Origin of the sequence: Streptomyces polyrhachis (assembly GCF_042663125.1) — a bacterium.
Taxonomy (GTDB): domain Bacteria; phylum Actinomycetota; class Actinomycetes; order Streptomycetales; family Streptomycetaceae; genus Streptomyces; species Streptomyces polyrhachii.
The window spans coordinates 38,042-59,527 of record NZ_JBHSZO010000023.1 but is presented as its reverse complement, the minus strand read 5'-3'; the positions used below and the strand labels follow the sequence as shown (position 1 = coordinate 59,527).

Genomic DNA, 21,486 nt, shown 5'->3' with positions numbered 1-21,486 from the left:
CTCTTCAACGGTTTGACGGCAACGTCAGCGAACGACGGCTGTAGTGGATGGGTCGTCAGGGAGGTCAGCGACCCCGCCGAGTGTGACGTTGAGGATGTCGATGGCCTGGCGTTGCGGATGGAGTCGGACGTGTTGGCATAGACGTCGGCGGTGACGCCGATGTGGGCGTGGCCGAGGAGTTCCTTGATGACGACGAGTTCGACGCCCTGTTCCAGGAGCAGGGTGGCGGTGGAGTGGCGGAGGTCGTGGAAGCGGATGCGTCGGAGGCCGGCCCGGTTGAGGAAGCTGCGGAAGCGGCAAGCTCCGGAGTGGGAACGCCGAGCTGGCCTCGATTCTTCTGTGTCGTAACAGCGTCGCTGTGAGCGGCTGATTGGCCGGTTGTCCCCTGTTGTTGTGGGGTGGGTCTTCGCATGCGCTGCGGGGGCGTCGGTTTCCACGGGCCGAGGTGGCGCGGGTCTCCTCCTTTCGGGGGTGTGGTGATGGAGGTCGGGCTGTCAGCCGGTGGCTGCTGGCTTGGTGAGATCAGGGGGAAAGGCCGCCAAGAGGATCCCAAGATCCCCTTAATGCAGATTCCCGCTGTGCCGGTGAACAGCGGCTGTTGTCCGTGTGCCTCCGTACGCTGGAGCGTATGGATGATCAACTGCGTCGGGTGCGGATCGTCAGTGGTTCCGTAGGAGGTTGGGTTGAGGTAGATGGCCTGGACGTTTCACGACAGGTGTCCGGGTACTCCCTGCGTCAGCGCGCTGGGCAGGCTGTCGATCTTGTTCTCCATCTATCCCCGGCGGGACAGGGCGAGTTCGACGGGCTCGTCCGGGTCGCCATCGGCGTCTCGCATGACCCGGGACCGGCCGCCGCGGCGTTCCTCGCGGCCATCGATGCCAGGGAGTTGGAGCGGCACGTGCTGGCACGGCATGACCTGTTGGACGGTGGGCCGTACGAGATGACCCGCGGCATGCTGGGGCTGCTGCGGGAGTGGGCGCTTGGTCAGGGGGCGCCGGAGGTGGTCGCGTGATCGGGGCCGGCGGGGGTGTGTCGTCCAACGCGGCCCAGATCGCCGCGCGTTTCGATGGGCGGTCCGCGATGGTGCTGCCCGAAGCGGTGGCCGTGGTGCGGCATTACGCGATGCTGCTGGAGACCCGCGTCAAGGCGCAGGCCTCCGGTCGGCCGGGGCCCAATGCGCCTACCGGGGACTATCGGCGTAGCTGGACGCACGAGGTGTCTGTCGCCGGTGGGGTGGTGAGCGGGGTGGTGGGGATGAGTCGGCCGCAGGCGCGGTGGTTGGAGTACGGGTTCGTGGGGCCTGACAGTTTGGGGCGCGTTTATCACCAGTCTCCGTATCCGCATGTGGGGCCCGCGGTGGAGGCGGTGCGGCCGTTGTTCGTCGCCGCGTTGGGCGGCGTGGCGGAGGGTGGGGCGCGGTGAGCGGGCGTAGGGGTAACGGGTTGAGGAGTAACGGCCTGTGACGGTCTCCGGGCGTCAGGTCGCCCTCGCGGTGCAGGCGATGCTGGTCGCGGCGACGAATCGTTCCTGCGGGTACGGGACGGCGCCGGCCGGTTCGGCGCAGCCCACGGGTAACGCCATCCCGTACAGCGTGCTCTACGAGTTGGGGCAGTCGAGTTGGCAGGGGGCGCCGTTCGGTGACGCGGACGCCGATGCACGGGTGCTGCTGCAGGTGACGTCGGTGGGTTCGACGGCGGAGCAGGCGAGTCTGCAGGCGGACAAGGTACGTTCGGCGTTCTTGGGCCGGGTCGCGGGCAGTGGCCTCTTCCAGCACGCGATCGCTCCGGTCGGATACGCGGTGATCGGGCGGGAGTTGGAGAAGGAGGACGGGACCTCTGTCGTGGGGGCGGTCTACTATTACGTGCAGCGGTTCGTCCTGACGGTGTCCAGCTCTGTCGGTTGACGCGCTTCCTCGCCGCGGAGGTTTCTCGCGGACGCCCGACCGCCGGTACGGGCCGACCCCAGTCGCACAGCGACAGACGGGGGACGGGCCCGCCGTGTCGTGTCGCCGGGTTCAGGTCCCCGGAAGCGAGCCAATCTCAGTGGGTACGACCCAGAAGCGGTTCATCCGCCGCGGCGTGACCAAGGTGTTCTTCCTGGACGCGATCAGCGCGGCGGCGAACGTTCCCAGCCGTACGGAGCTGACCGGCTCCACGGACCTGTCCGATTCCATCGCGGACTTCGCGGGCTGGTCGCTGACCAACACCCCTGTCGACACCCCGGATCTGGGGACGACGCTCACCACGTCCATTCCGGGTGAGGACAAGGCCGACTCCTCGTCGCTGACCTTCTACGAGGACCAGTTGGACGACAGCGTGGAGACGCTGCTGGCGAAGGACACGGAGGGGTTCGTCGTCATCCTCCGCAAGGGCGACATTCCGGCGTCCAAGTCGATGGACGTCTTCCCCGTGCGGGTCGCGAGCCGGGCGCCGGCCTACTCGACGGGTTCGGATCCGGCGAAGTTCACGGTGACCTTCGCGATCAGCGACGAGCCCGTCCTGGACGCGGCCGTGCCGGCGGCGCTGTGATGGGCGGGAGCGGCGGGGCGGTCCCGGCCACGCCGGCCGCGGCGACTCCGATGTCCTGGCCGCCGTACGCGCCGAGCGCGACCTGCCGGTCGACGACAAGGCCGACACCGACGGCAACCCGCACTTCTACGGCGCGGAGTTGATCAACCGGGGCGGCGGCCAGGACCCGTGGCCCGAGGCCCAGGTCGACGCCGCCGCGCGCTGGGCGGCCGCCCTGTGCCGCGCGCACGGCTGGAGCGAGCGGTCGGTGATCGGACACCGCGAGTGGCAGCCCGGCAAGGTCGACCCGAGGGGCTTCACCATGGACGACTTCCGCGCCCGGGTCGCCCGCCACCCGCAGATGCCCGCCCGCAAGCCGGCGCCCCGACCGCAGCCGTACACGCCGCCGCTGTTCCCCACCGGCCTCGCGCCGGGCAAGTCCCGCCCGTCGGCGAAGCCGCTGCAGAGGGCGCTGCGAGCCGTCGGCTACCTGAAGATCAGCGACGGCGACCTCGCCGACACCTACGGCCCGCGCACCCAGGAAGCCGTCGCGAAGTTCCACAACGCGCACCCCCGCTTCCGAGCCCAGGGCAGCCGGCACGACCCGGCGATCGGACCCCGGGGCTGGGCCCACCTCTTCACCCTCGCCTACGGCAGGAAGTGAACGCCCGGTGAGCGCGGACGACATCATCCGCCGCTTCGTCTTCCACCCGGCCGACACCCCCCAACGCCGCCAGGCCCACGAGGACATCCACACCGCGTGCCTGGACCTCGCACTGTCCCTGCACACCGCGCTGCCCGCAGGCGCGGAGAAGCAGGCGGCTCTGTACCGCCTCGAAGAAGTCACGTTCTGGGCGACCGCCTCAATCGCCAGCCAGCCCAAGGAGTAAACGTGCTCTACAACTACCTGCTGTCCCTGGTCAGAACCCTCGCCCCGATCGCCGCCGGCTGGCTCCTCACCCAGGCCCTACGCCTGGGCGTCACCCTGGACAGCGCCACGGCGACATCGTGGCTGACCGCCGCGTTCTCGGCCACCTACTACGCGACCTTCCGCTGGGCGGAGCTCCACCGCAACCACCGCTTCGGCCGGCTTCTGGGGTATGCGACGCCGCCGCAGTACCGACGCGGTGAACCTCAGCGGGCGCCTGGGCTCGGGTGAGGGAGTGTTACGCGTGGGTGCCCCGACGGTGGCGATACCGTCGGGGCGGCGAATGTCAGCCGCATATTCTCGAATCGAAACGGGGCTGACGATCACTCTCGGGCCATCGAGGATGGTGTCAAGAGGTCGCGATCACTAGATCTGACCCAGCTCATGGAACGTTCCGGAGCTGTTGCACGCGCCCTCACTCAGGAATATGTCGGAGGACGTCGGGTAACGACCCTCGCAGATAACCATGACGTATTCACCGGAGGTGCCGATGTCGGAGCCCTGGTAGACCGTGACGTTCGAGAGGGTTCCCACCTCCCCGCTTTCTGCGGCGACGGACGGCTGCGCCGAAACGGCAATCATTGCGGCAGCGCCCGCGACTGCCATTACCATACGCGTGAACCTGGATACAGACATGAGATCCTTCGATTTCGGCCGACGAAATTTAGGCCGAATTCATTTCTGGTTTGCCGAGGTGGGAGGCTTCCACGAGTTGATCATCCTCGCAACTCCATCAATCCCGACGTGATGCACGTCACGTTCTTCCCACTGTTTTTGAATTCTAAGAACCGAAGGAAGGCGACTTGAGTGGATTGGCTCCATGTGGATTGCTATCGAGCGTATGTCTCCGGGGGGCATGAGTGCTCTCTGGCGGCGATGGTCGACCAACTAATTTTCCTTGTAGGGAAATTGGGGGCCGGTCATGGATATCGCCTTGTCGAAACCGGCATGACTGCCGGCCGCCCTGATCGGATTCGAGAACCTCTGCCGTGATCTCGCCACGTGCGATCCGATGGCAGCAGCCGTGGAGCATCACAGTCCCTGCCGACGGACCGACCCGTGGTACGCCGACTTCACGACGTGTGAGGGCGGTGGGCGAGAGGTGACGTGGCCGGCGGATGGGCGGGTGTGTGCGGCCGGGGCGGGCGGATGACGGCAGCGTCGTCGGCGGAGCCCGGGAACACGGTGCCGGGCAGCATGGCCGGACAGGTCCCCCTGCCCCGCCGCCTGCGCGGGTGAAACGCTTCTGGTGGCTGGGTGCATCGAAGGGTACGGAGAGCAAGCACGTCACGTCCTTTACTCCGATCCAAAGGGTTCCCCTTCATGTCTCTTTCCCCGCCCCGCGCCGCCACCGCCCTTGCCATCGGGCTGGTCGCGGTCATCACCACCGCCGTCTCGCCTGCCAGCGCCCTCACCCACGACTGGCAGGACGTCAGTCCGCCGGACAGCACCAACAGCGTGCTGTTCGACGTCGAGAGCGCCAGAGGTGGGACCTGGGCGGTCGGAGGGCGCCGGGACCCGGCCACCCGCCTCTTCGCGCCGGTGGCGCTGCGCTGGACCGGCACAGGCTGGCAGGCGTTCCCGCAGCCCGCCGACCACGGCAGCCTGGAAGACGTCGCCGTCGGCGCGCCCGACGAGGTGTGGGCCCTCGGCACCCGAATCGACGCCGTGAGCAATCAGGGCAGCGCGCTGCTCCAGCACTGGGACGGCACCGCGTGGAGGGAGGTGACGCTGCCGTTCCCGCAAGGCGCGAGCGAGGTGTCACTGTCCGCCGTCGACGTGGACGCGGGCGGCTCGGTCTGGGTGTACGGCGATTACGCCGACACGAGCGGGGACTACCACTCGGCCCTGTTTCGTGGGGAGGCGGATGGAAGCGGCGGTTGGACCTCGCTGCCCGCGAGCACCGGACTCACCTGGGTCTCCCGACTGGAGGCGGGCCCCGGCGGCGTCGTCCACGCCGTCGGCGACGGCGTATCGCGCTTCGACGGCACCTCGTGGACCAAGCAGAGCCTGCCGCCCTCGCTCAACGAAGCGATGTTCGACGGCATCGAGGTAAACGCGGCGAACGAGATCTGGGCCGTCGGCCACGCCAGGGACAACCACCTGTGGCGGCGTCCCGTCATCGTGCGCTACGACGGTGACGCGTGGCGCACCGTGCGTACCCCCATGGAGACCGGTCAGCTCTTCGACATCGTCTTCGACAGCTCCGGCTCCCCGGTGGCAGTGGGCGAAACGTCGAACCCCGCCGTCAACCCCGCCGGGAACTACGTCCTCACCCCCGGCCCCCAGGGCTTCCTCACCCGTACCGAACAACCACCCGGAGCGGCCTACCTGTACGCAGCCGCAACCGACACGACAGGCCGGGTGTGGACCGTCGGCGGCGCGGCGGGGGCGGAGGGAGGCGCCTACCCAGCCGCATACGCAGGCATCCGCCACTAACCCAGCACCTTAAACCGGACACGCCACCGGCCGGAGTGGGGCTGGTCGTAGTCCTACTGTGATCTGACGGAGCTGCTACGGCAGCTCGTCGCAGTACTTCACTTTGAGCGCGATGACGCCGTTCGTGATGGCGCTTGCCACCTCGTCGAGCAGATCGGTGAACTGTCGAAGACCTTCCGGGGATGAGAGTGGCGCCTGCTTGGCTGTCTGTTCTGCCTCGAATCGGACGCGCAGGTTGCTCTAGTTGTCCGCCTCGCGCGCCATGCCGCATACGGTGTCGCGGTTCACTCTGGCATCACCCTGGGACTCCAGAGAACAGATCGACTCCGCGATACGCCTCAGGTTCCGTCCTCCCCGGACGATCTTCCCCATCGCCAGAAGGGTTTCGCCGTTCAACGAGGTCGCGGCTAGGAGCGCGTCATCGGACCGGCCCGTGCTTTGCAGCCCCCAGAAGGAGGCGTCGAAGGCGCGGAGGATGGTGTCGATACCGTTGTCGCTCGAACGTCGCGACCACTCGATGGGGTGGGTGCGGCGTCCTGCCGCGTTGGCGCCAGGCAGCTGGAGACGCAAATGACCATCAGCAACGACAAGATGATCCGACGCATGAGGCCCCCCAAGGACTTGCGGCCGTACCTGTGACACCTGGGTTGCTTCGAGCGCGAGGCCGAAGTGCTGGCCATGGTTCCCGGCGCGTACACAGCCCGCGTCTTCGACTCCGGAGTGGACACCGGACCGCCCCTCCTGGCCATGGAACTCCTCGACGGCCGCCCCCTCGACGGCCGCCCCCTCGACGCCCACCTGCGCGAACAAGGCCCGATCCACGCCCCGCAGGCCCTGCGCGCCCTTGCCCTCGCACTGGCGGCGGCGCTGGGCGCCATCCACCACCTGGGCCTGGTCCACCGGGACCTCAAGCCCGGCACCATCATGCTCACCAGCGACGGCCCGTGCCTTCTCGACTTCGGAATCGCGGCGATCGTGGACCGCACCGGGCTCACCCGCACCGGCGGCACACCGGGAACGCTGACCTACATGGCCCCCGAGCAGTTCGAGGAGAGTCAACCCGGCCCGCCCGCCGGCATCTGGGCGTGGGCCTGCTGCGTGGTCGCCGCCATCCACGGGGACGGTCCGTTCGCCGCGACCAGCATCGGTGCGGCGTACCGCAAGATCACCGAGAGTCGAACCCGCGAGCCGTTCGCGAGGAGATCACCCCGGGCCGGCAGGCCCTGGCGCGACAGCCGACGGCGGGGGGCTCTTCGGATCACCGGAGAGCCCCGACATCTCGGGCGTTACTGCTGGTCGGTGTCCGACGGCTCGTACCAGAGGCTCGCCATCGGGGAGTGCGTGGTCCAACCCAGCGAGGAGTACAGCGCCCGGCCCTCGGGCGTGCCGACCAGGAGGCCCGTCCTCGCGCCGGCCTCGTACGCGGTGTTGTGCAGGGTGCGCATCACCAGGGCGCCGAGGCCCTTGCGCCGGTGCTCGGCGGCGGTCTCGACCTGGTCGACCACGACATGGGCGCCGCTGTGGGCGACCTGTCCGCGGGCGGCGAAATGCCCGTCGCGCGTACGGACCAGCACGCGGCTGACGCCGCCCCGGGTCCAGCCGGTGAGCGTATAGCCGGCCGGTATCCCGGTGCGCTCCGGTGCAAGGTGGCGGGTCATCAGGAAGCCGGGGAGGTCGCGCCGCCAGCCCGGCCCGATCCAGGGCAGCACCGACTTGTCCTCGGCGAACAGCTTCAGCCACGTCCCGGGCGCGCTCGTCGCGGCGACGATCTTGCGTACGTCGGCCTCGGTGGGCTCCGGCAGCACGTGCCGGGCGACGTGCTTGGGCTGTCCGACGTCGATCGTCCATCCCCACGGCTCCTCGACCGGCTCCGAGCTGCCGCGCGAGACGATCCAGCCGTCGATCCACATCCGCACGAGTTCGCTGATCCTGGTGCCCGGCATTGCCGCCGCCCCCCGAATGGTAATGGGTGATAATCCATAGTGAACCTTACATGCTGGGGGTGGGCCTGACCAGAGGAGTCGCGCCGGAGCAGGGTCGCATCGCGTGGACGAAGCCACGAGGACGACCCCGCCCACGCGGAGGGTGCCTTCATCAACTCCTTGCGCTCTTGCGCTCTTTCGCTCGCAGGGGTCTGACAATTGAAGGGGCCGACGGCGCGCCGCACGGCCGACCGGCGGCGACTGTGGAAATCGCTGTCCGGTCACCGGGGTGCGGTGGTAGACAGTCGGCGTGGAAAAGAATCTTGAGTTCCCTGACCTGCTGCGTCTGATCGATGAACGGTCGACCGCCTTCCGCGCCGCGGTCGCCGCCGCGCCCGGTCTCGACGCACAGGTGCCGAGCTGCCCCGGGTGGACGCTGTTCGATCTGGTGAAGCACCTGGGTGGGGGAGACCGTTTCTGGGCCGCCATCGTCGGTGCGGGGCCCGCCGACGCGCCCCCGGCCGAGGCCGCCGCTGCGCGTGCCGCGCTGGAAGTGCCGCGGGAGCGTGAGGCCCTGCTTGCCTGGCTGGCCGCGTCGACGCAGCTTCTGCTGAGCGCCCTGCGCGAGGCGGGACCGGAGAGCGGTTGCTGGACGTGGTGGCCCGCGTCGCAGTCACCGCAGACCTCCGGCGGTGTCGCCCGGCACCGGGTCCAGGAGACCGCGGTGCACACGTACGACGTCCAGCTCACCGGGGGCACCCCGCAGCCGCTGCCGGTCGAGGTGGCACTCGACGGTGTGGAGGAGTTCCTGTTCACCGTCTGCGCAACGCGGAGCCCCTGGCCGCACAAGCCCACGGCCTTCGACTTCCACGCCACCGAGGGCCGCTCCTGGCGCCTCACGGTCGACGGCGACGGCGCCCGTTGCATCCGCATCCCCGCGCCCACTGCCGCGACCGGCGAGGACCCGGACGCAGCCGGCGCCTCCGTCCAGGGCACGGCCAGCGAGTTGGTCATCTACCTGTACGACCGTATTCCGGCCGCCTCCCTGCACGTTGGCGGAGACGCCGGGCTGTTCGACCTGCTCCGCGCCTGGGAACCGGAGGACTAGTGCTGCGTCAGGCAACGTTTGCCCTGTCGATGACGGTGCGTAGGCGCCGGTTGTCGGCGTGGTCGGTGCCGTCGGGGGTGGAGTAGCGCAGGGTGGTGAACTGGGCCTCGGTCCGGTTGAGCCGGGAGGAGTTCGTCGGGGTGTAGGCGATCTCCACGTTGTTCGCCGCGGCCCAGGTACCCACGCGTTGGCGCCGCTTGGTGGTCAGGTGGGGGGAGAAGTTGTCGCAGACGATCGCGATGCGGACCTCGGGCGGGTAGAGGCTGCGCAGGTAGCGGCAGGACTCCAGGAGCTGGGTGTGCTTCTTGACCGGCTTGATGTGGTCATAGAGCCGGTCTTGGGTCAGGTCCAGGGCGGCGGACAGGTGCCGCACTGCGCCGTAGCGGTGGTAGGTCGCCCGGCGCCTGCGGCGGGGCTCCCGCTCGGAAGCCTTGTGCCGGCCGCCGCGTTCGGCCCACTGCCGCCCGGGGTGGGGCATCAGGTTGAGGGGGGCGAACTCGTCCATGCAGAAGATGACTTCAGGCTCGTCTGCCTCGGGTACGACCTCGCCGTCGGCTGTCGCGTAGGGGTGTTCGACGCGGGCCTTCTTGACCGCGTAGTCGGGGTCGCGGGAGGACGTCCAGGTCTTCAGGCGTTGAAAGGAGACGCCTTCCTCGCGGAGCAGGATGCGCAGGCCCTCGTGGCTGATGTCGTCGACCACCCCCTCGGCGACCAGGAAGTCCGCCAGCTTGGTCAGGCTCCAGGTCGAGAGCGGCAGGTCGTGCTCGGTCGGTCTCGACTTCGCGATCTTCTTGATCTCGCGGCGCTCGGGCAGCGTGAAGACCTTGGGCCGGCCACCCTTGTACTTCGGGTAGAGCGAGGCGAAGCCGTCGGCGTTGAAGTTGCGGATCACGTCGCGGACCCGGTCGTCGCTGGTGAACGACACCTCGGCGATCTTCGCCACCGGCATGCCCTGCGCGGACAGGAGCACCGTCTGGGCCCGCCGCCAGGTCAGCACCGACCCGGTGCCCCTGCGGATGATCCGCAGCAGTTTCCGCCCCTCTTCGTCATCGATCTCGCGTACACGCACACGTTCAGCCACCCGAGCATTGTGATCGCGTGATGCCGCCCGAGAAACCCCCCGCCACGGCCGCCGACCGCCTTCCAGAACCACCTGGACCAGCACCAGATCCCCCGGCCCTGCCCCTTCCCGTCGCGTCCCGCACGCCCGGCAGGTCACTCACGTACTCCTGCGAGCTCCACCGGCCTGTGCCGCAGCGAGAGCCCCGCCGGGGCCACTGAGGCGAGCACCGCCAGCACGGCGCAGACACCCACCGCGGCGCCCAGAGTGCTCCAGGGCAGCACGATCGGGGACCATACGTGGAGGATGCCGAGGGCGCCCCAGATCCCGACCAGATTCAGGCCGGCCACCAGGAGGCCGAGCACCGCGCCCACCGCCACGACCATCAGGGACTCCGCCGCCACGACCCGCAGCACCTGTGCCTTGGTCGCGCCGGCAAGCCGCAGCACCGCGAGATCGCGCACCCGGTCGGAGGTCGCCATCACCAGGGTGTTGGCGAGCGCGATCGCCGTATAGAGGAGGGCGATGCCGAGAACCAGGATGAAGCCGACGCGCGTCGTCGAGTTGGTCTGCGGGTAAGTGGCCCGCACCCATTGGTCCTTGGTGTAAACGGAGCCGCCCGTCTCCTTGACGGCCGAACGCAGTCCCGCCGCCACCGCGGCCGGGTCCGCCCCGCTGTCGAGCTTCACGCCCACCTCGTCGACGCTCGCGCCCGGCGCGTTGCGCGGAGTGACGTAGACGCCGTTGTCGCCGGTGCCGATGTGCATCACCGCGGCGATCCGCAGCGACTTCTTGCTGCCGTCGCCCAACCAGACGTCCACGCTCTGCCCGACGGTGTGCTGCGCCCACTCCTCATTGACGATGATCGAGTCGTCGTCGAGGTCGCTCACCCTGCCCGCGGCCAGCGGGAGGCGGGTGGTGCGGGCGAGCATGGCGGGGTCCGCCGCCCGGGCATCGCTCCTGATCAGCGCCACGCCTTCCTCCAGTACGAACACGGCACTCTCCGCGCTGGCCGAGATCCGGGCTCCGGGGACCTCTCGCATCCGCCGCAGCGCCGCCGCGTCGAAGCCCGCGTCGCCGCCGCCGGAGACCATGAAGTCGGCGGTGTTCTGCTGCCGCGCTTCGGCGGCCTTCGCCGCGTTCAGCGTGGCCGTGGCCCCGAGCAGTGACCCCGCCAGGGCCACGGTGACCAGGACGGGTGCCGCGATGGCGGCGGTGCGCCGCACTCCGGCGGCCGCGTTCTCCCGGACCAGCATGCCGCCGGCGCCCGGCAGCTGAGCCGGCAGCCAGGCGATCAACCTGGTCAGCGGACGCACCAGGACCGGCGCGAGCAGTGCGCACGCGGTGATCAGAAGCATCGGGCGGCTGATGTACGTCTTGCGGTGCAGCAGATCGACCGGTTCGGTGAACAGCGTGAAGGCCAGCATCCCCAGACCGGTCAGCAGCAGCCCCGCGCCGAAGATCCACCGCCCCCAGGTCATCGTCCTGGCGTCCACGGATGCCTCGCGCAGTGCCTCCGCGGGGCCGGTCCGGCCGGCCCGCCAGGATGCGGCGACCACGCCGCAGAGCGCCACCAGCAGACCCGTCCAGAAGGCCATGTGGTACGGCCAGGTGTAGTCGCCGATCTTGAACCAGCGCGGTGCGATACCGCCGTCCACCACCCACTGGGCCAGCTTCGGCGCACCGTACGCGCCGAGCACACAGCCGGCGGCCGAGGCGAGCACCCCGACCAGCAGGGCCTCCGCGAAGACCATCCGGCGGATCTGTCCCGGTGTGGCGCCGGCGGTGCGCAGCAGACCGAACTCGCGGCGCCGTTGGGCCACCGCGAACGCGAAGGTCGAGGCCACCACGAACACCGAGACGAACCCGGTGACACCGCCGGCCGTGCCGAACATCGCGTTCATGGCCACCAGCGCCTCACTGTCGCGGTCCGGGGCGGCGTCGGCCAGCCTGCGGTCGTCGCCCGTGAGGACCCGCACCCCCTCGGTGCCGGCCGCCTTGCCGCGTACGGCCGCTGCGTCCGCATCCACCACGAGGCGGTCGGTCCGGGGCGAGAGCTGGGCGGCCCGGGCATCGGTGTAGAAGACGGCGTCCTCGAAGCCGAGCCCCGCGACGGTCCCGACGACCTTCACCGTGCCCGTGGCCGTCCTCAACTCCTGCCCGGGAGCAGCCCAGTCGCCGGTGGTCACCACTTCGTCGACGGCCCGGGGCGCACGCCCCTGGGCGATCCTGTACGGAGCGAACGCGGCTGTCGACCAGGGATGACCCACCAGGTCACCGGGGGCGCCATCGGCCCGCACCGTGAACGAGCGGTCCTCGACCGTACGGCCGAGTTCGCCCAACTCCTCGACCAGGGACGGGGGTACGGGCCGCGGATGAGCCAGCTTCTTGACCCGGTCGCCGATCGGTGAGGGCACCCGCAGAGTGTCCGCCCCCTCGACGACCACCGGTGCGGCGGCGAACCGCTCGGGCTCGCGCTGGGGTGCGTCGAGGGACGAGGCCAGGGCGAGACCCATGACCGCGATCAGCGCGACCCCGAGCGCGAGTGCGATGAAGCTGCCGACGAAGGTGACCCAGCGGGTCCGCAGGGTGTGCAGGGCGATGCTCAGCACGGCACGGTCTCCAGCTTCGTCATACGGGCGGCGATGTCCTCGGCCGAGGCGCCGACGAGTTCGCCGTTGACCCGGCCGTCGACCAGGAACACGATGCGGTCGGCATGGGAGGCGGCCACCGGGTCATGGGTGACCATGATGATCGTCTGGCCCTCGTTGTCGACCATGCCGCGCAGCATGGTCAGCACCTCGCGACTGGTCCCCGAGTCCAGCGCGCCGGTCGGCTCGTCGGCGAAGAGCACCTCGGGGCGCGTGATCAGCGCCCGGGCGAGGGCGACCCGCTGCTGCTGGCCGCCGGACATCTCCGAGGGCCGGTGTCCGGCCCGCTCACCCAGCCCGACCTGCTGCAGCACCTCGCGCACCCTGCGCCTCGGGGGCCTGCGGCCCGCGAGGCGCAGAGGCAGCGCCACGTTCTGTTCGGCGGTCAGCGAAGGCAGCAGATTGAACGCCTGGAACACGAAGCCGATGTGCTCGCGGCGCAACAGCGTCAGCTTGGTCTCGCTCAGCTTCGTCAGCTCGGTCCCGCCCACCGTGACCGAGCCCGAAGTGGGCCGGTCGAGGCCGGCCGCGCACTGCAGCAGCGTCGACTTGCCGGAGCCGGAAGGTCCCATGACAGCGGTGAAGGTGCCCCGGGGAAAGGAGAGCGAGACCTGGTCCAGGGCGGTCACCGCGCCGCCACCTGACCCGTAATGCCTACTCACAGAGCGCAACTGGATCGCATCGTTACTCATATGTCCACTCAATCAGTGTCGGCCCTCCTGTGCGGCAGGGCAGGACGGAGTCTTCGGGGTATGCCTGGCCATACCCTCCGGGTCGGTTCACTGATGGCCGCCCCGTACATGCTGGCAACGTCCTGCCCGGGCAGGACGTTGCGAGGCCGCCGTCCGGGCTCAACAGCGCGCGCCCACCAGCGAGCGGGCGAACACCAGCACCACCTCGTGGAAGCGGTACTGCGGCAGCCCCGACGCGTCCACGCCCGCCATCTCCAGCAGGGAGACATCGGTCAGCCGCTCCAGGAAGTCCTCCGCCGCCTGCTCCGGGATGCCGACGAGCCGCCCCGCCGCGACCGCGGGGAACACCCCGCGGCCGAGCGCCGTCAACTCGGCGAGGAGGTCATGCTCCCGGGCGCTGAATCCGCGCATCGAGGACAGCACCGACCGCCGTACGTCGAGGTCGCCGAAGCGCAGTTCGTGCAGACGTGTCTCCTCCGTCGCGAGCCGGTCCGCCAGCCGCTTCGCCGACCAGTGCGGTCGGGAGGCGAGCCTGGCGCCGGCGACCCGCAGGGCCAGCGGCAGCCCCCCGCAGGCATCCGCGATGGCGGTGGCGGCCTCGGGCTCGACCGCGATCCGCCGCAGGCCGGCGACCGCCGCGAGCAGGGCGAGGGACTCGCCCCGTGCCATCGGTTCGCACGCCAGGGTGTGCGAACCGGACACGGCGCAGAGCCGGGCCCGCGCGGTGACGAGCACCGCGACCGTGGCACTGCCCGGCAGCAGGGGGTCGAGCTGGAGGTCGCCCGCCGCGTTGTCCAGGAGGATCAGCAGCCGTACGAGAATCTCGGCCGGGTCCTTGGGCGTGCCGTCCGCGTGGCACAGGTTCGCGTACAGCTGCCCGTCCGGGAAGTGCCGGGCGGCGGCGTGCGCGGCGTGCAGGGCGAGCGCCCCCCCGCAGCAGCTCGTGCGCGTCCTCGTAGCGCCGCTCGGCCAGCGCCGTTTGGCCGAGCCGGCCGAGTCGCTCGAACTCCGCGGTGTCCAGGCGCGCGTCGTTGGTGAGGATGAGGTAGCCCGGTGGGCGGCGGACCAACTGCACGTCGGGACCGAGGACTTTGCGCAGCCGCGAGATGTACGTGTAGATCTGCGCGCCCATCGTCGCGGGCGGCTCCCACCCCCACAACAGCGCACTCAGCCGGTCGTCGGTGACGATCCCGCCGCGGGCGAGCAGCAGGGCGGCGAGCACGGTGTGCACCTTCGACCCCGACATGGAGATGCGCCGCTCGCCCTGTCTGGCTTCCACCGGGCCCAGAAGTTGAAAGTCCATGAGTCCCCCACTCACTGCCGTGTACTGCTGTCGGTAGGGCCGGCGGGATTGCCACAGCCTCCTGTCGAACCATTCTTCGAGTCCGTGACCTGGGAAGTCATCAGCGTCGGATGGCAAGAGGCTGCGGTGGCAAGACACTGCACGGGTGCTCCCGCCGTCACGGACCCGGCCCCAAGCCCATGCCGTAACCGAGGAGCACGAAGGCCGGCGCCCGGGGGGATGGCTCCGGCAGAGAACCGCCTTCTACGGTGAGCCCATGCGCTCACTCAACGTGTGGCAGGCCCTGCCCCGCTCCGGCTACCTGCTCTCCGCCTGGCCCTGGCGGGCCGCCGGCTATCTCCTGAGCAGCGCCCCGGTCGGCATCCTGGTGCTGCTGGCGATCGTGCTCGGTGCGGCGGTCGGCAGCGCTCTGGCCGTCGTGCTCATCGGGCTGCCGCTGCTCGCGCTGCTCGCCCTGTCCGGGCTGCCGGTGGGGGCCCTGGAGCGGCGGCGACTGCGCCTGGTCGACCGGCGGCCCGCGCCCACGCCGCACCGGGTGCCGGACGAGCCGGGGCTGCTGGCCTGGGGGCGTACCCGGTTCCGTGAGCAAGCGACCTGGCGGGAGCTCGGGTACACGCTGGCGTTCGCCACGGTCCTGTGGCCGTTCGATCTGCTGGCGTTCGCCATGGTGCTCGGTGTGCCGGCGGGGCTGGTGGCGACACCGGTCCTGATGGCGACGGTGGGCGACGGCGAGGAGGCGCCCGTACTGAAGATGTGGATGGTGACCAGCTGGCCCGAGGCGTTCGCCGTCGCCGTCGTCGGCCTGCTGCTCTTCGGTGTCAGCGGCTACGTGATCGGCGCCGTGGCGGTGGCCCGCGCCGAACTCGCCCGCCTTCTCATCGTCCCCCAGGAGGCTGACCTGGGGGAGAAGGTCACCGAACTCGCGCGCTCCCGCGTCCGGTTGGTCGACGCCTTCGAAGCGGAGCGCCGCCGGATCGAGCGCGATCTGCACGACGGGGCCCAGCAGCGCATCGTCGCCCTGACCATGGCGCTCGGACTGGCCCGTCTCGACGCCCCGCCCGGCCCTCTCGCCGATCAGCTCGCCAAGGCCCACGACGAGGCCGGCAAGGCACTGGCCGAGCTGCGGGAGCTGATCCAGGGCATCCACCCGAAGGTACTTGCCGACTTCGGGGTGGGTGCGGCCGTCGCCGACGCCGCGGACCGGTCGGTCATCCCGGTGGACGTCTCGGTGGACCTGTCGCAGCGGCTGCCCGAAGCCGTCGAGGCCGCCGCCTACTTCGTGGTCTGCGAGGCGCTGGCGAACGTCGCCAAGCACAGCGGTGCGCGACGCGCCGAGGTGGTCGGCCGGCACGCCGGCGGATGGCTCACCTTCGAGGTACGGGACGACGGGTGCGGCGGGGCGGCGGCCCAACAGGGCAGTGGACTGACAGGACTTGCGGACCGGGTGTCGGTGCTGGATGGCAGACTGACCCTGTCCAGCCCTGCTGGCGGCCCGACCCTGCTGCGTGTGGAGATCCCTTGCGAGCCGACCGAGCGCTCCGTGTAGTCCTCGCTGAGGACAGTGTGCTGCTCCGTGAAGGCCTGATCGGCCTGCTCAGCCGGTTCGGCCACGAGGCGGTCGCGGCGGTCGGCGACGCGCAGGCGCTGGTGGCCGCCGTCGAGGAGCACACCCCCGACATCGTCGTCACCGATGTGCGGATGCCCCCGGACTTCCAGCACGAGGGGCTGCACGCGGCGGTGCGGCTGCGGGAGACGCGGCCCTCGCTGCCGGTCCTGGTGCTGAGCCAGTACGTACAGCGCAGTTACGCCTCCGAGCTCCTCGACTCCGGGGACGGATCCGGTGTCGGCTACCTACTCAAGGACCGGGTCGGCCAGGTCCAGGAGTTCCAGTCGGCACTCCTGGAGGTCGCCGGGGGCGGCACGGTCGTGGACCCGGAGGTCGTCCGACAGCTGCTGCGCCGCCGCCGTGACCCGCTGGAGCGCCTCACGCCCCGTGAGCGCGAGGTGCTGGCCCTGGTGGCCGAGGGCAGGTCCAACACCGCGGTCGCGCGTCAACTCGTGGTCTCCGAGGCGGCGGTGGGCAAACACATCGGCAACATCCTGGCGAAGCTCGACCTCCCGCAGGCGGATGAGACACACCGCCGTGTCCTCGCGGTCCTGGCGTTCCTGCGGGCCTGATCCGATATGGCTGCGCCATAGCCCCCCGCGGCCGGGCTGTGGCCGTCCAGGCCGCGCCCGTCCAGGCCGCGCCCGCCGCACCGCGTCATGATGAAGAAATCAGTGGATACTTCCCCGTCTTTCCGGGCCTGCTCTCCGGAAAGAATCATGCGAGGAATTCCCCGAATCCGAAGAACGGGAACGAGGGGGTTCCCAATGAAAGAGCGACCGATATCCGGACGGTGACGCCCATTCGGCCGACGCGCGTCCACGCGGCAGGGCGAAGGCCCAGACCGAATATTCCGGTGCCGGGCCTTTCGCGGCTGCGGCGGCTGCCTGCGCGCGCCGGGTCAGTCCCAGCTGGGGTCGCCCGGCGGCGGCGTGATGCTGTCCCAGCTGGGGTCGCCGGGTGCTGCCGGAGTCGCCTGCGCAGTCCGGTCGCCAGCCGACTGTGCGACCGTGGCCGCGCCCGCGGCCGGCGCGCCGAGCACCATGGCGATGGCGATGGCGGCGGTGGCGACGAAACCTCTGCGCAGAACGCTGACCTTCATGAAGAGACTCCCTGAATAGTTTTTCCGATACATCGAAGGACACCGGTTCTCCGGAATGTCACTTCGAAATTTCGTGACGCTCTCCGTGTTCCCGGTGAGCGCCTCCCGATGAATAAGATTCTTGTCGCTCGTGGCTCCTGCCACCAGGGTGATCGCATGTCAGGGTGCTGCGGTGGCAGCAGATTGACAGCGGACGACTCAATTCCGATTCGGCGGCCGGAGGCATTCCGCTTCCGCCCGGTGTAGAAGAAGTAGAGGTGAAGGGCCTACATCTGGTTCTGACGTGCACTCCTGAACTCTTCCGAGGAGTACTCAGATGAACCTCGCCACCGAGCCGGCCACCGGCCCGCCGCTGCCCCGGCTCGCCGAAAGGCCGGATCTTGCCACGCGTACCGCACAGGTGCGCAACCGCCACGAGGAAGCACGCCGCGGGCCGGACGAGCAGGCACGGGCCGTCGGCTTCGGCCCCGAACCATCTCGCTGGTGGAGCGGGGGCCCGCACGCTGAGGCCGCACCGGGTGTCCCAGGTCGCACGATCACGTTACGCCGACCAGGCCAAGGCCCCGCAAGCACACATGCCGACCAGCACGAAGCATGCCCCGGTACCGGAACGCGAGTACGGCAACCACCTGTACAGGAGACGCATTGACCACCTCCCCGCACCGCCCCGCGCACCCCTTGTTCACCGTGGAACGCGGCACTCCCGATGCCACCGAACTGGCCGCGCTCACGGCAGTCCTGCTCACCCGCGCGCGACGTGCCCGCCCGTCCACCGCATCCGCACCGGTCCCGCAACGCCCGAACTGGCCCCACCCGTCCTACCGGGGCCCCGGCGCCTGGCGCCGCTGAGAGGCCGACGGGTCCGTGGAGCCGCCGCCCGGGCGCCCCGCCATCGGAGGACTCGACCTCAGCGCCACGCGTACGGGCGGCGGCGCCGAGATCCGGTGTCCCAGTCGCCTACGCCACCGTGGACTGGCGTCCTCTCAGCAAAAGTCCGCCGCGTGGTCCACCGTCCACTCCCGGAAGGACCGGGCCGGGATGCCCGTGATGCGCTCCACCTCATCGTTGACCGGCTCCGGGTTGCCGAGCATCTCCGCCTGGGCCGGCACGATGGCCGCCACCAGCTCTGCCGGATAGCCCGCGGCCCTCATCTGCTCGGCGGCCTCGTCCAGCGAGATCTCCTCGAAGCGCACCGGCCGCCCGATCGCCTCGCCGATCAGGGCCACCTGCCGTTCCTGGGTGACCAGTTCGGGGCCCGTGATCAGGGGGCGGGCGCCGAGCAGGGTGTCGGTCGTCAGCGCCTGGACGGCGACCGCGGCCATGTCCGCCTCGTGGATCAGCGGGCGGGCCAGCCGCGCCAGCGGCGCCCGTACGGTACCGGTGGTACGGACCTCCTGCGCCCAGCCCAGCGTGTTGCCCGCGAACCCGGTGGGCCGCAGCGCCGTCCACTCCAGGCCCGAGGCCTCGATCAGCCGCTCCAACTCCGTGTGGAACATGGTGATCGCCTCGCCGGGCTCCTCCTTCCCGTCCCCGACCCCGGCGGACGACAGGTACACCACCCGTCGAGCGTGCTTCCCGATCACGTCGACCACGTCCGACGCGCCCTGGGCGCTCAGGAACGGCCACACCAGGAAGACCGAATCGACCCCCTCCAGCGCCGCGTCCAGCGACGCGGGATCGCCGAGATCGCCGCGTACCGCCTGCACGCCCTCCGGGAAGTCCGCCTCCCGTCGTACCAGCGCCCGCACGGGCACGTTCGCCGCGTGCAGTCGGGCCACCACCGCGCCGCCGACCTTTCCGGTCGCGCCGGTCACCAGGATCCTGGGCTGCGTCATCGAATCTCCTCATCTCGCCGTTCGATGACACGACTCTCGTACCTCAACCAAGGTTGAGGTCAAGCACCGGCCGGCGGACGGGAGTTGAAGGCGCAACGCTGAGGGGGCGCCGCTCCCCAAGCGGTTCGGATATTCGGTGGTCTGTTCGCCCCCGAGGACACAAGATGGTGCGCATGACTTTGGCCACCCCCGTACTGAACACCGCCCGCCTGCGACTGCGCCCCTTCACCGAGGCTGACGCGGACTCCCTCTTCGCGCTGCACAGCAGCGCCTACGTGATGCGCTACTGGGACTCCCCGCCGTGGACCGAACGGGCCCGCGCCGATCGCTTCATAGCGATGTGCCGGACGATGGCGGAGGAAGGCACCGGGGCGCGGGTGGCCATCGACCGCGCTGTTGACGGGGCCTTCGTCGGCTGGTGCGGTCTGACCGGATGGGACCCGGACTACCGCAGCGCGTCGCTGGGTTACGCCCTCGACGAGGCGATGTGGGGCCAGGGCTACGCGACGGAGGCCGCGCACGCCGTGCTGCGGTGGGCGTTCGACACACTGGACCTGAATCGGGTGCAGGCCGAGGCCGATACGCGCAACGCGGCGTCCGGCCGGGTGCTGGAGAAGGTCGGATTCGTGCGGGAGGGGACGCTGCGGGAGGACTGCATCGTCAACGGCGACGTATCCGACTCGTGGGTGTTCGGGCTGCTCAGGCGCGAGTGGCAGCCGTCGGCGGTGCCGGCTCCAGTCGGCTGAGAACGACTACGGCACCGCGCCGTGGGCGCGGTCTCGGCCACCGTCAGCGCCGGCCCGCCGATCGCCGCCGTGACCGCCACGTACCGCGTTCAGTGCGGTGGGGGCGCCGGGTTCTTCCACGCCGGCGAGGACGCGGCGTACCGGGGAACCGCTCGCGTACGCAGAGCGGCGCGGCCGGTCGTACTCAGCCGGTTCGCTGCATGAGGGCCGTGGCGGCCGAACCGGGCCCCGCGCTCTACACGACGATGCCGGCGGCGCGGGCGGCGTCGAGCCAGCGGGGGTACTCGCCCAGGAGGCGGTCGTAGAGGACGGCGTCGCCCACGGCACGCGGGTCCTTGCCGGCGTGGAAGAACCCGGCGTTGTCGACCGGGCGCCTGCCCGGGACGGCGAGGTCGTCGAGCTTGCGCAGGAAGGCGAACTCGTTGTCGTCGGGGTCGCCGAAGGCGATGAACTGCCAGAACAGCGGCAGGTGCGCGGCCTTGCACACGAACCGCTCGGCGGCCGCCCTGCTGCTCGGCCCGCCGTCGGTCTGGAAGACCACCAGGGCCGGAAGGCGGTCACCGCGCGCGAGGTAGTGGTCCAGGACGGCGTCCATGGCCCAGTGGTAGTTGGTGCGCCCCATGTGGCCCAGCCCCTCGTGGAGGGCCTGGATACGGCCGGGGTAGTTGTGCAGGTCCAACTCGGCGGTGGCGTCGACATCGGTGGAGAAGAACACCACCGGGACGCTGCCGTCGTCGTCCAAGTGCGCGGACAGCCCCAGGACCTGCTCGGCGAGATGCTGCACGGTGCCGTCCTTGTAGTACGGGCGCATCGACCCCGACCGATCCAGCACCAGGTACACGCACGCGCGCTCACCCAGCAGCGCGTTCTTCTCCAAACTGACCCCGGCCTGCTGGAAGTGGTCCACCAGGCCGGGAGCCGCCTGCTGGACCTTGACCAGACTGAGGGCGGAACTCGAAGCGCGCACACTCTCCCCCTACGGGCGTGAAGGCACCGGGAGCGCGAAGAGGCCCCGGCGGGCACGGTCGCCCGCCATCGCGCGCTCGCGACATCCCCGCGGTCGGCCTCCAGCGTACGAAGCGCCCCGCCTCCGCGGAGCCCGTCCTCGGCCGCGGCGACCCCCATCGGATCCGAGAAGGAGTTCTAAGGGTGGTCCCGCACCGGGGCGCCGGGTGCGAAGTGGGCGGCAGCGGCGACCAGTCGGTCCCTGTCGAAGCGCCACCCGGTCACCGCCCGGGAGGTTGCCGCGGCAGCGCGCCTGGTACGCGGGTGAGGTCGGTTGCCCATAGCCGGATCATGGCAACGGCCGGCCGGCAGGGGAAACCCCTGTCCGAAGCCCACTGCCGAAAGTCGTGGTGGCGCTGTGCCGATCGGCACAGGACCTGCCCGGGCTCGCTCGATCGAGGACTCCGCCGGACCACCGCGACCGGGCGCCGGCGCAGGGGAGTGAACCAGTGCAGCACGGCACAGAGGCGCTTGTGCCGCTCCCACCCTTCGCCGAGGTCGAAACCTTCCGGGAACGCATACGTGACGGAAGCAAGGAACCGGCCTCCTGCGTAGGGCCCGATCGCGGGAAGCCCCGCTGCC

General features: G+C 70.2%; 22 protein-coding genes and 4 pseudogenes. 14 read left to right on the top strand and 12 right to left on the bottom strand.

What is annotated here, in order from left to right; all coding sequences use genetic code 11:
- Positions 1-24: 24 nt before the first annotated feature.
- Positions 25-296: pseudogene (locus tag ACFQLX_RS16060) on the bottom strand (tyrosine-type recombinase/integrase); the annotation flags it as partial.
- Positions 297-628: 332 nt separating this feature from the next.
- On the opposite strand from ACFQLX_RS16060, the gene ACFQLX_RS16055 reads away from it, so the two are divergent.
- From ACFQLX_RS16055 to ACFQLX_RS16025, 7 genes and pseudogenes are all read left to right on the top strand, one after another.
- Positions 629-1,012 carry a hypothetical protein gene (locus tag ACFQLX_RS16055; RefSeq protein ID WP_386415617.1) on the top strand — a complete coding sequence of 128 codons (384 nt, stop codon included), beginning with the start codon at positions 629-631 and terminating at the stop codon, positions 1,010-1,012.
- The gene (locus ACFQLX_RS16050) at positions 1,009-1,422 is read left to right on the top strand and encodes a hypothetical protein (protein WP_386415616.1); all 414 of its coding nucleotides are present in this window, start codon (positions 1,009-1,011) and stop codon (positions 1,420-1,422) included. The genes ACFQLX_RS16055 and ACFQLX_RS16050 overlap by 4 nt, the downstream gene beginning before the upstream one ends.
- 37 nt (positions 1,423-1,459) lie before the next feature.
- Positions 1,460-1,903 carry a hypothetical protein gene (locus ACFQLX_RS16045; RefSeq protein WP_386415615.1) on the top strand — a complete coding sequence of 148 codons (444 nt, stop codon included), beginning with the start codon at positions 1,460-1,462 and terminating at the stop codon, positions 1,901-1,903.
- A 139-nt stretch (positions 1,904-2,042) separates the two neighbouring features.
- The gene (locus ACFQLX_RS16040) at positions 2,043-2,528 is read left to right on the top strand and encodes a phage tail tube protein (protein ID WP_386415614.1); all 486 of its coding nucleotides are present in this window, start codon (positions 2,043-2,045) and stop codon (positions 2,526-2,528) included.
- 31 nt (positions 2,529-2,559) lie between these two features.
- A pseudogene (locus ACFQLX_RS16035) lies at positions 2,560-3,171 on the top strand (peptidoglycan recognition protein family protein); the annotation flags it as partial.
- 7 nt (positions 3,172-3,178) lie between these two features.
- Positions 3,179-3,397, top strand: coding sequence for an Acb2/Tad1 domain-containing protein (locus tag ACFQLX_RS16030; protein ID WP_386415613.1), 219 nt, complete (start codon positions 3,179-3,181; stop codon positions 3,395-3,397).
- Between the two features lie 2 nt (positions 3,398-3,399).
- Positions 3,400-3,666: a hypothetical protein gene (locus ACFQLX_RS16025; protein WP_386415610.1), complete on the top strand. Its 267-nt coding sequence runs from the start codon at positions 3,400-3,402 to the stop codon at positions 3,664-3,666.
- Between the two features lie 135 nt (positions 3,667-3,801).
- Here ACFQLX_RS16025 and ACFQLX_RS16020 read toward each other — a convergent pair whose 3' ends face one another.
- On the bottom strand, positions 3,802-4,071 hold the full coding sequence (locus tag ACFQLX_RS16020; RefSeq protein WP_386415609.1) for a hypothetical protein: 270 nt from the start codon (positions 4,069-4,071) through the stop codon (positions 3,802-3,804).
- A gap of 687 nt (positions 4,072-4,758) precedes the next feature.
- Here ACFQLX_RS16020 and ACFQLX_RS16015 point away from each other — a divergent pair.
- A complete protein-coding gene (locus ACFQLX_RS16015; RefSeq protein ID WP_386415607.1) occupies positions 4,759-5,874 on the top strand; it encodes a beta propeller repeat protein in 1,116 nt (371 codons plus the stop codon).
- Positions 5,875-6,114: 240 nt separating this feature from the next.
- On the opposite strand, the gene ACFQLX_RS16010 is transcribed toward ACFQLX_RS16015, so the two are convergent.
- Positions 6,115-6,444 (bottom strand): hypothetical protein, encoded by a 330-nt coding sequence (locus ACFQLX_RS16010; protein WP_386415605.1) that lies wholly within the window; start codon positions 6,442-6,444, stop codon positions 6,115-6,117.
- 108 nt (positions 6,445-6,552) lie between these two features.
- On the opposite strand from ACFQLX_RS16010, the pseudogene ACFQLX_RS16005 reads away from it, so the two are divergent.
- Positions 6,553-6,990, top strand: a pseudogene (locus ACFQLX_RS16005) (protein kinase domain-containing protein); the annotation flags it as partial.
- A gap of 170 nt (positions 6,991-7,160) precedes the next feature.
- On the opposite strand, the gene ACFQLX_RS16000 reads toward ACFQLX_RS16005, so the two are convergent.
- On the bottom strand, positions 7,161-7,817 hold the full coding sequence (locus ACFQLX_RS16000) for a GNAT family N-acetyltransferase (RefSeq protein WP_386415604.1): 657 nt from the start codon (positions 7,815-7,817) through the stop codon (positions 7,161-7,163).
- A 289-nt stretch (positions 7,818-8,106) separates the two neighbouring features.
- Between ACFQLX_RS16000 and ACFQLX_RS15995 the strand changes: the two genes are divergently transcribed.
- The gene (locus ACFQLX_RS15995) at positions 8,107-8,904 is read left to right on the top strand and encodes a maleylpyruvate isomerase family mycothiol-dependent enzyme (RefSeq protein WP_386415602.1); all 798 of its coding nucleotides are present in this window, start codon (positions 8,107-8,109) and stop codon (positions 8,902-8,904) included.
- Positions 8,905-8,911: 7 nt separating this feature from the next.
- Here ACFQLX_RS15995 and ACFQLX_RS15990 read toward each other — a convergent pair whose 3' ends face one another.
- The 5 genes and pseudogenes from ACFQLX_RS15990 to ACFQLX_RS15970 form a co-directional block, all read right to left on the bottom strand.
- The gene (locus tag ACFQLX_RS15990) at positions 8,912-9,985 is read right to left on the bottom strand and encodes an IS630 family transposase (protein WP_386415600.1); all 1,074 of its coding nucleotides are present in this window, start codon (positions 9,983-9,985) and stop codon (positions 8,912-8,914) included.
- 134 nt (positions 9,986-10,119) lie between these two features.
- Complete coding sequence (locus tag ACFQLX_RS15985) at positions 10,120-12,576, bottom strand: FtsX-like permease family protein (protein ID WP_386415598.1); 2,457 nt, start codon at positions 12,574-12,576, stop codon at positions 10,120-10,122.
- The gene (locus tag ACFQLX_RS15980) at positions 12,570-13,307 is read right to left on the bottom strand and encodes an ABC transporter ATP-binding protein (protein ID WP_386415597.1); all 738 of its coding nucleotides are present in this window, start codon (positions 13,305-13,307) and stop codon (positions 12,570-12,572) included. Before ACFQLX_RS15980 ends, ACFQLX_RS15985 begins: the two co-directional genes overlap by 7 nt.
- Before the next feature lie 159 nt (positions 13,308-13,466).
- Positions 13,467-13,976, bottom strand: a complete 510-nt coding sequence (locus ACFQLX_RS15975) for a hypothetical protein (protein WP_386415676.1) — start codon at positions 13,974-13,976, stop codon at positions 13,467-13,469.
- A gap of 415 nt (positions 13,977-14,391) precedes the next feature.
- A pseudogene (locus ACFQLX_RS15970) lies at positions 14,392-14,553 on the bottom strand (AfsR/SARP family transcriptional regulator); the annotation flags it as partial.
- Between the two features lie 313 nt (positions 14,554-14,866).
- On the opposite strand from ACFQLX_RS15970, the gene ACFQLX_RS15965 reads away from it, so the two are divergent.
- Positions 14,867-16,156, top strand: coding sequence for a sensor histidine kinase (locus tag ACFQLX_RS15965; protein WP_386415595.1), 1,290 nt, complete (start codon positions 14,867-14,869; stop codon positions 16,154-16,156).
- Positions 16,129-16,788 carry a response regulator gene (locus tag ACFQLX_RS15960; protein WP_386415594.1) on the top strand — a complete coding sequence of 220 codons (660 nt, stop codon included), beginning with the start codon at positions 16,129-16,131 and terminating at the stop codon, positions 16,786-16,788. The genes ACFQLX_RS15965 and ACFQLX_RS15960 overlap by 28 nt, the downstream gene beginning before the upstream one ends.
- Before the next feature lie 329 nt (positions 16,789-17,117).
- Here the strand turns inward: ACFQLX_RS15960 and ACFQLX_RS15955 are convergent, their stop codons facing one another.
- A complete protein-coding gene (locus tag ACFQLX_RS15955; protein ID WP_386415593.1) occupies positions 17,118-17,318 on the bottom strand; it encodes a hypothetical protein in 201 nt (66 codons plus the stop codon).
- A 645-nt stretch (positions 17,319-17,963) separates the two neighbouring features.
- Between ACFQLX_RS15955 and ACFQLX_RS15950 the strand changes: the two genes are divergently transcribed.
- On the top strand, positions 17,964-18,167 hold the full coding sequence (locus ACFQLX_RS15950; protein WP_386415592.1) for an acyl-CoA carboxylase subunit epsilon: 204 nt from the start codon (positions 17,964-17,966) through the stop codon (positions 18,165-18,167).
- Between the two features lie 134 nt (positions 18,168-18,301).
- Here ACFQLX_RS15950 and ACFQLX_RS15945 read toward each other — a convergent pair whose 3' ends face one another.
- Positions 18,302-19,153: an NAD(P)H-binding protein gene (locus ACFQLX_RS15945; RefSeq protein ID WP_386415590.1), complete on the bottom strand. Its 852-nt coding sequence runs from the start codon at positions 19,151-19,153 to the stop codon at positions 18,302-18,304.
- A 173-nt stretch (positions 19,154-19,326) separates the two neighbouring features.
- On the opposite strand from ACFQLX_RS15945, the gene ACFQLX_RS15940 reads away from it, so the two are divergent.
- Positions 19,327-19,899 carry a GNAT family N-acetyltransferase gene (locus ACFQLX_RS15940; protein ID WP_386415588.1) on the top strand — a complete coding sequence of 191 codons (573 nt, stop codon included), beginning with the start codon at positions 19,327-19,329 and terminating at the stop codon, positions 19,897-19,899.
- A gap of 235 nt (positions 19,900-20,134) precedes the next feature.
- On the opposite strand, the gene ACFQLX_RS15935 is transcribed toward ACFQLX_RS15940, so the two are convergent.
- Positions 20,135-20,866 carry a vWA domain-containing protein gene (locus tag ACFQLX_RS15935; protein WP_386415586.1) on the bottom strand — a complete coding sequence of 244 codons (732 nt, stop codon included), beginning with the start codon at positions 20,864-20,866 and terminating at the stop codon, positions 20,135-20,137.
- Between the last annotated feature and the right edge of the window lie 620 nt (positions 20,867-21,486).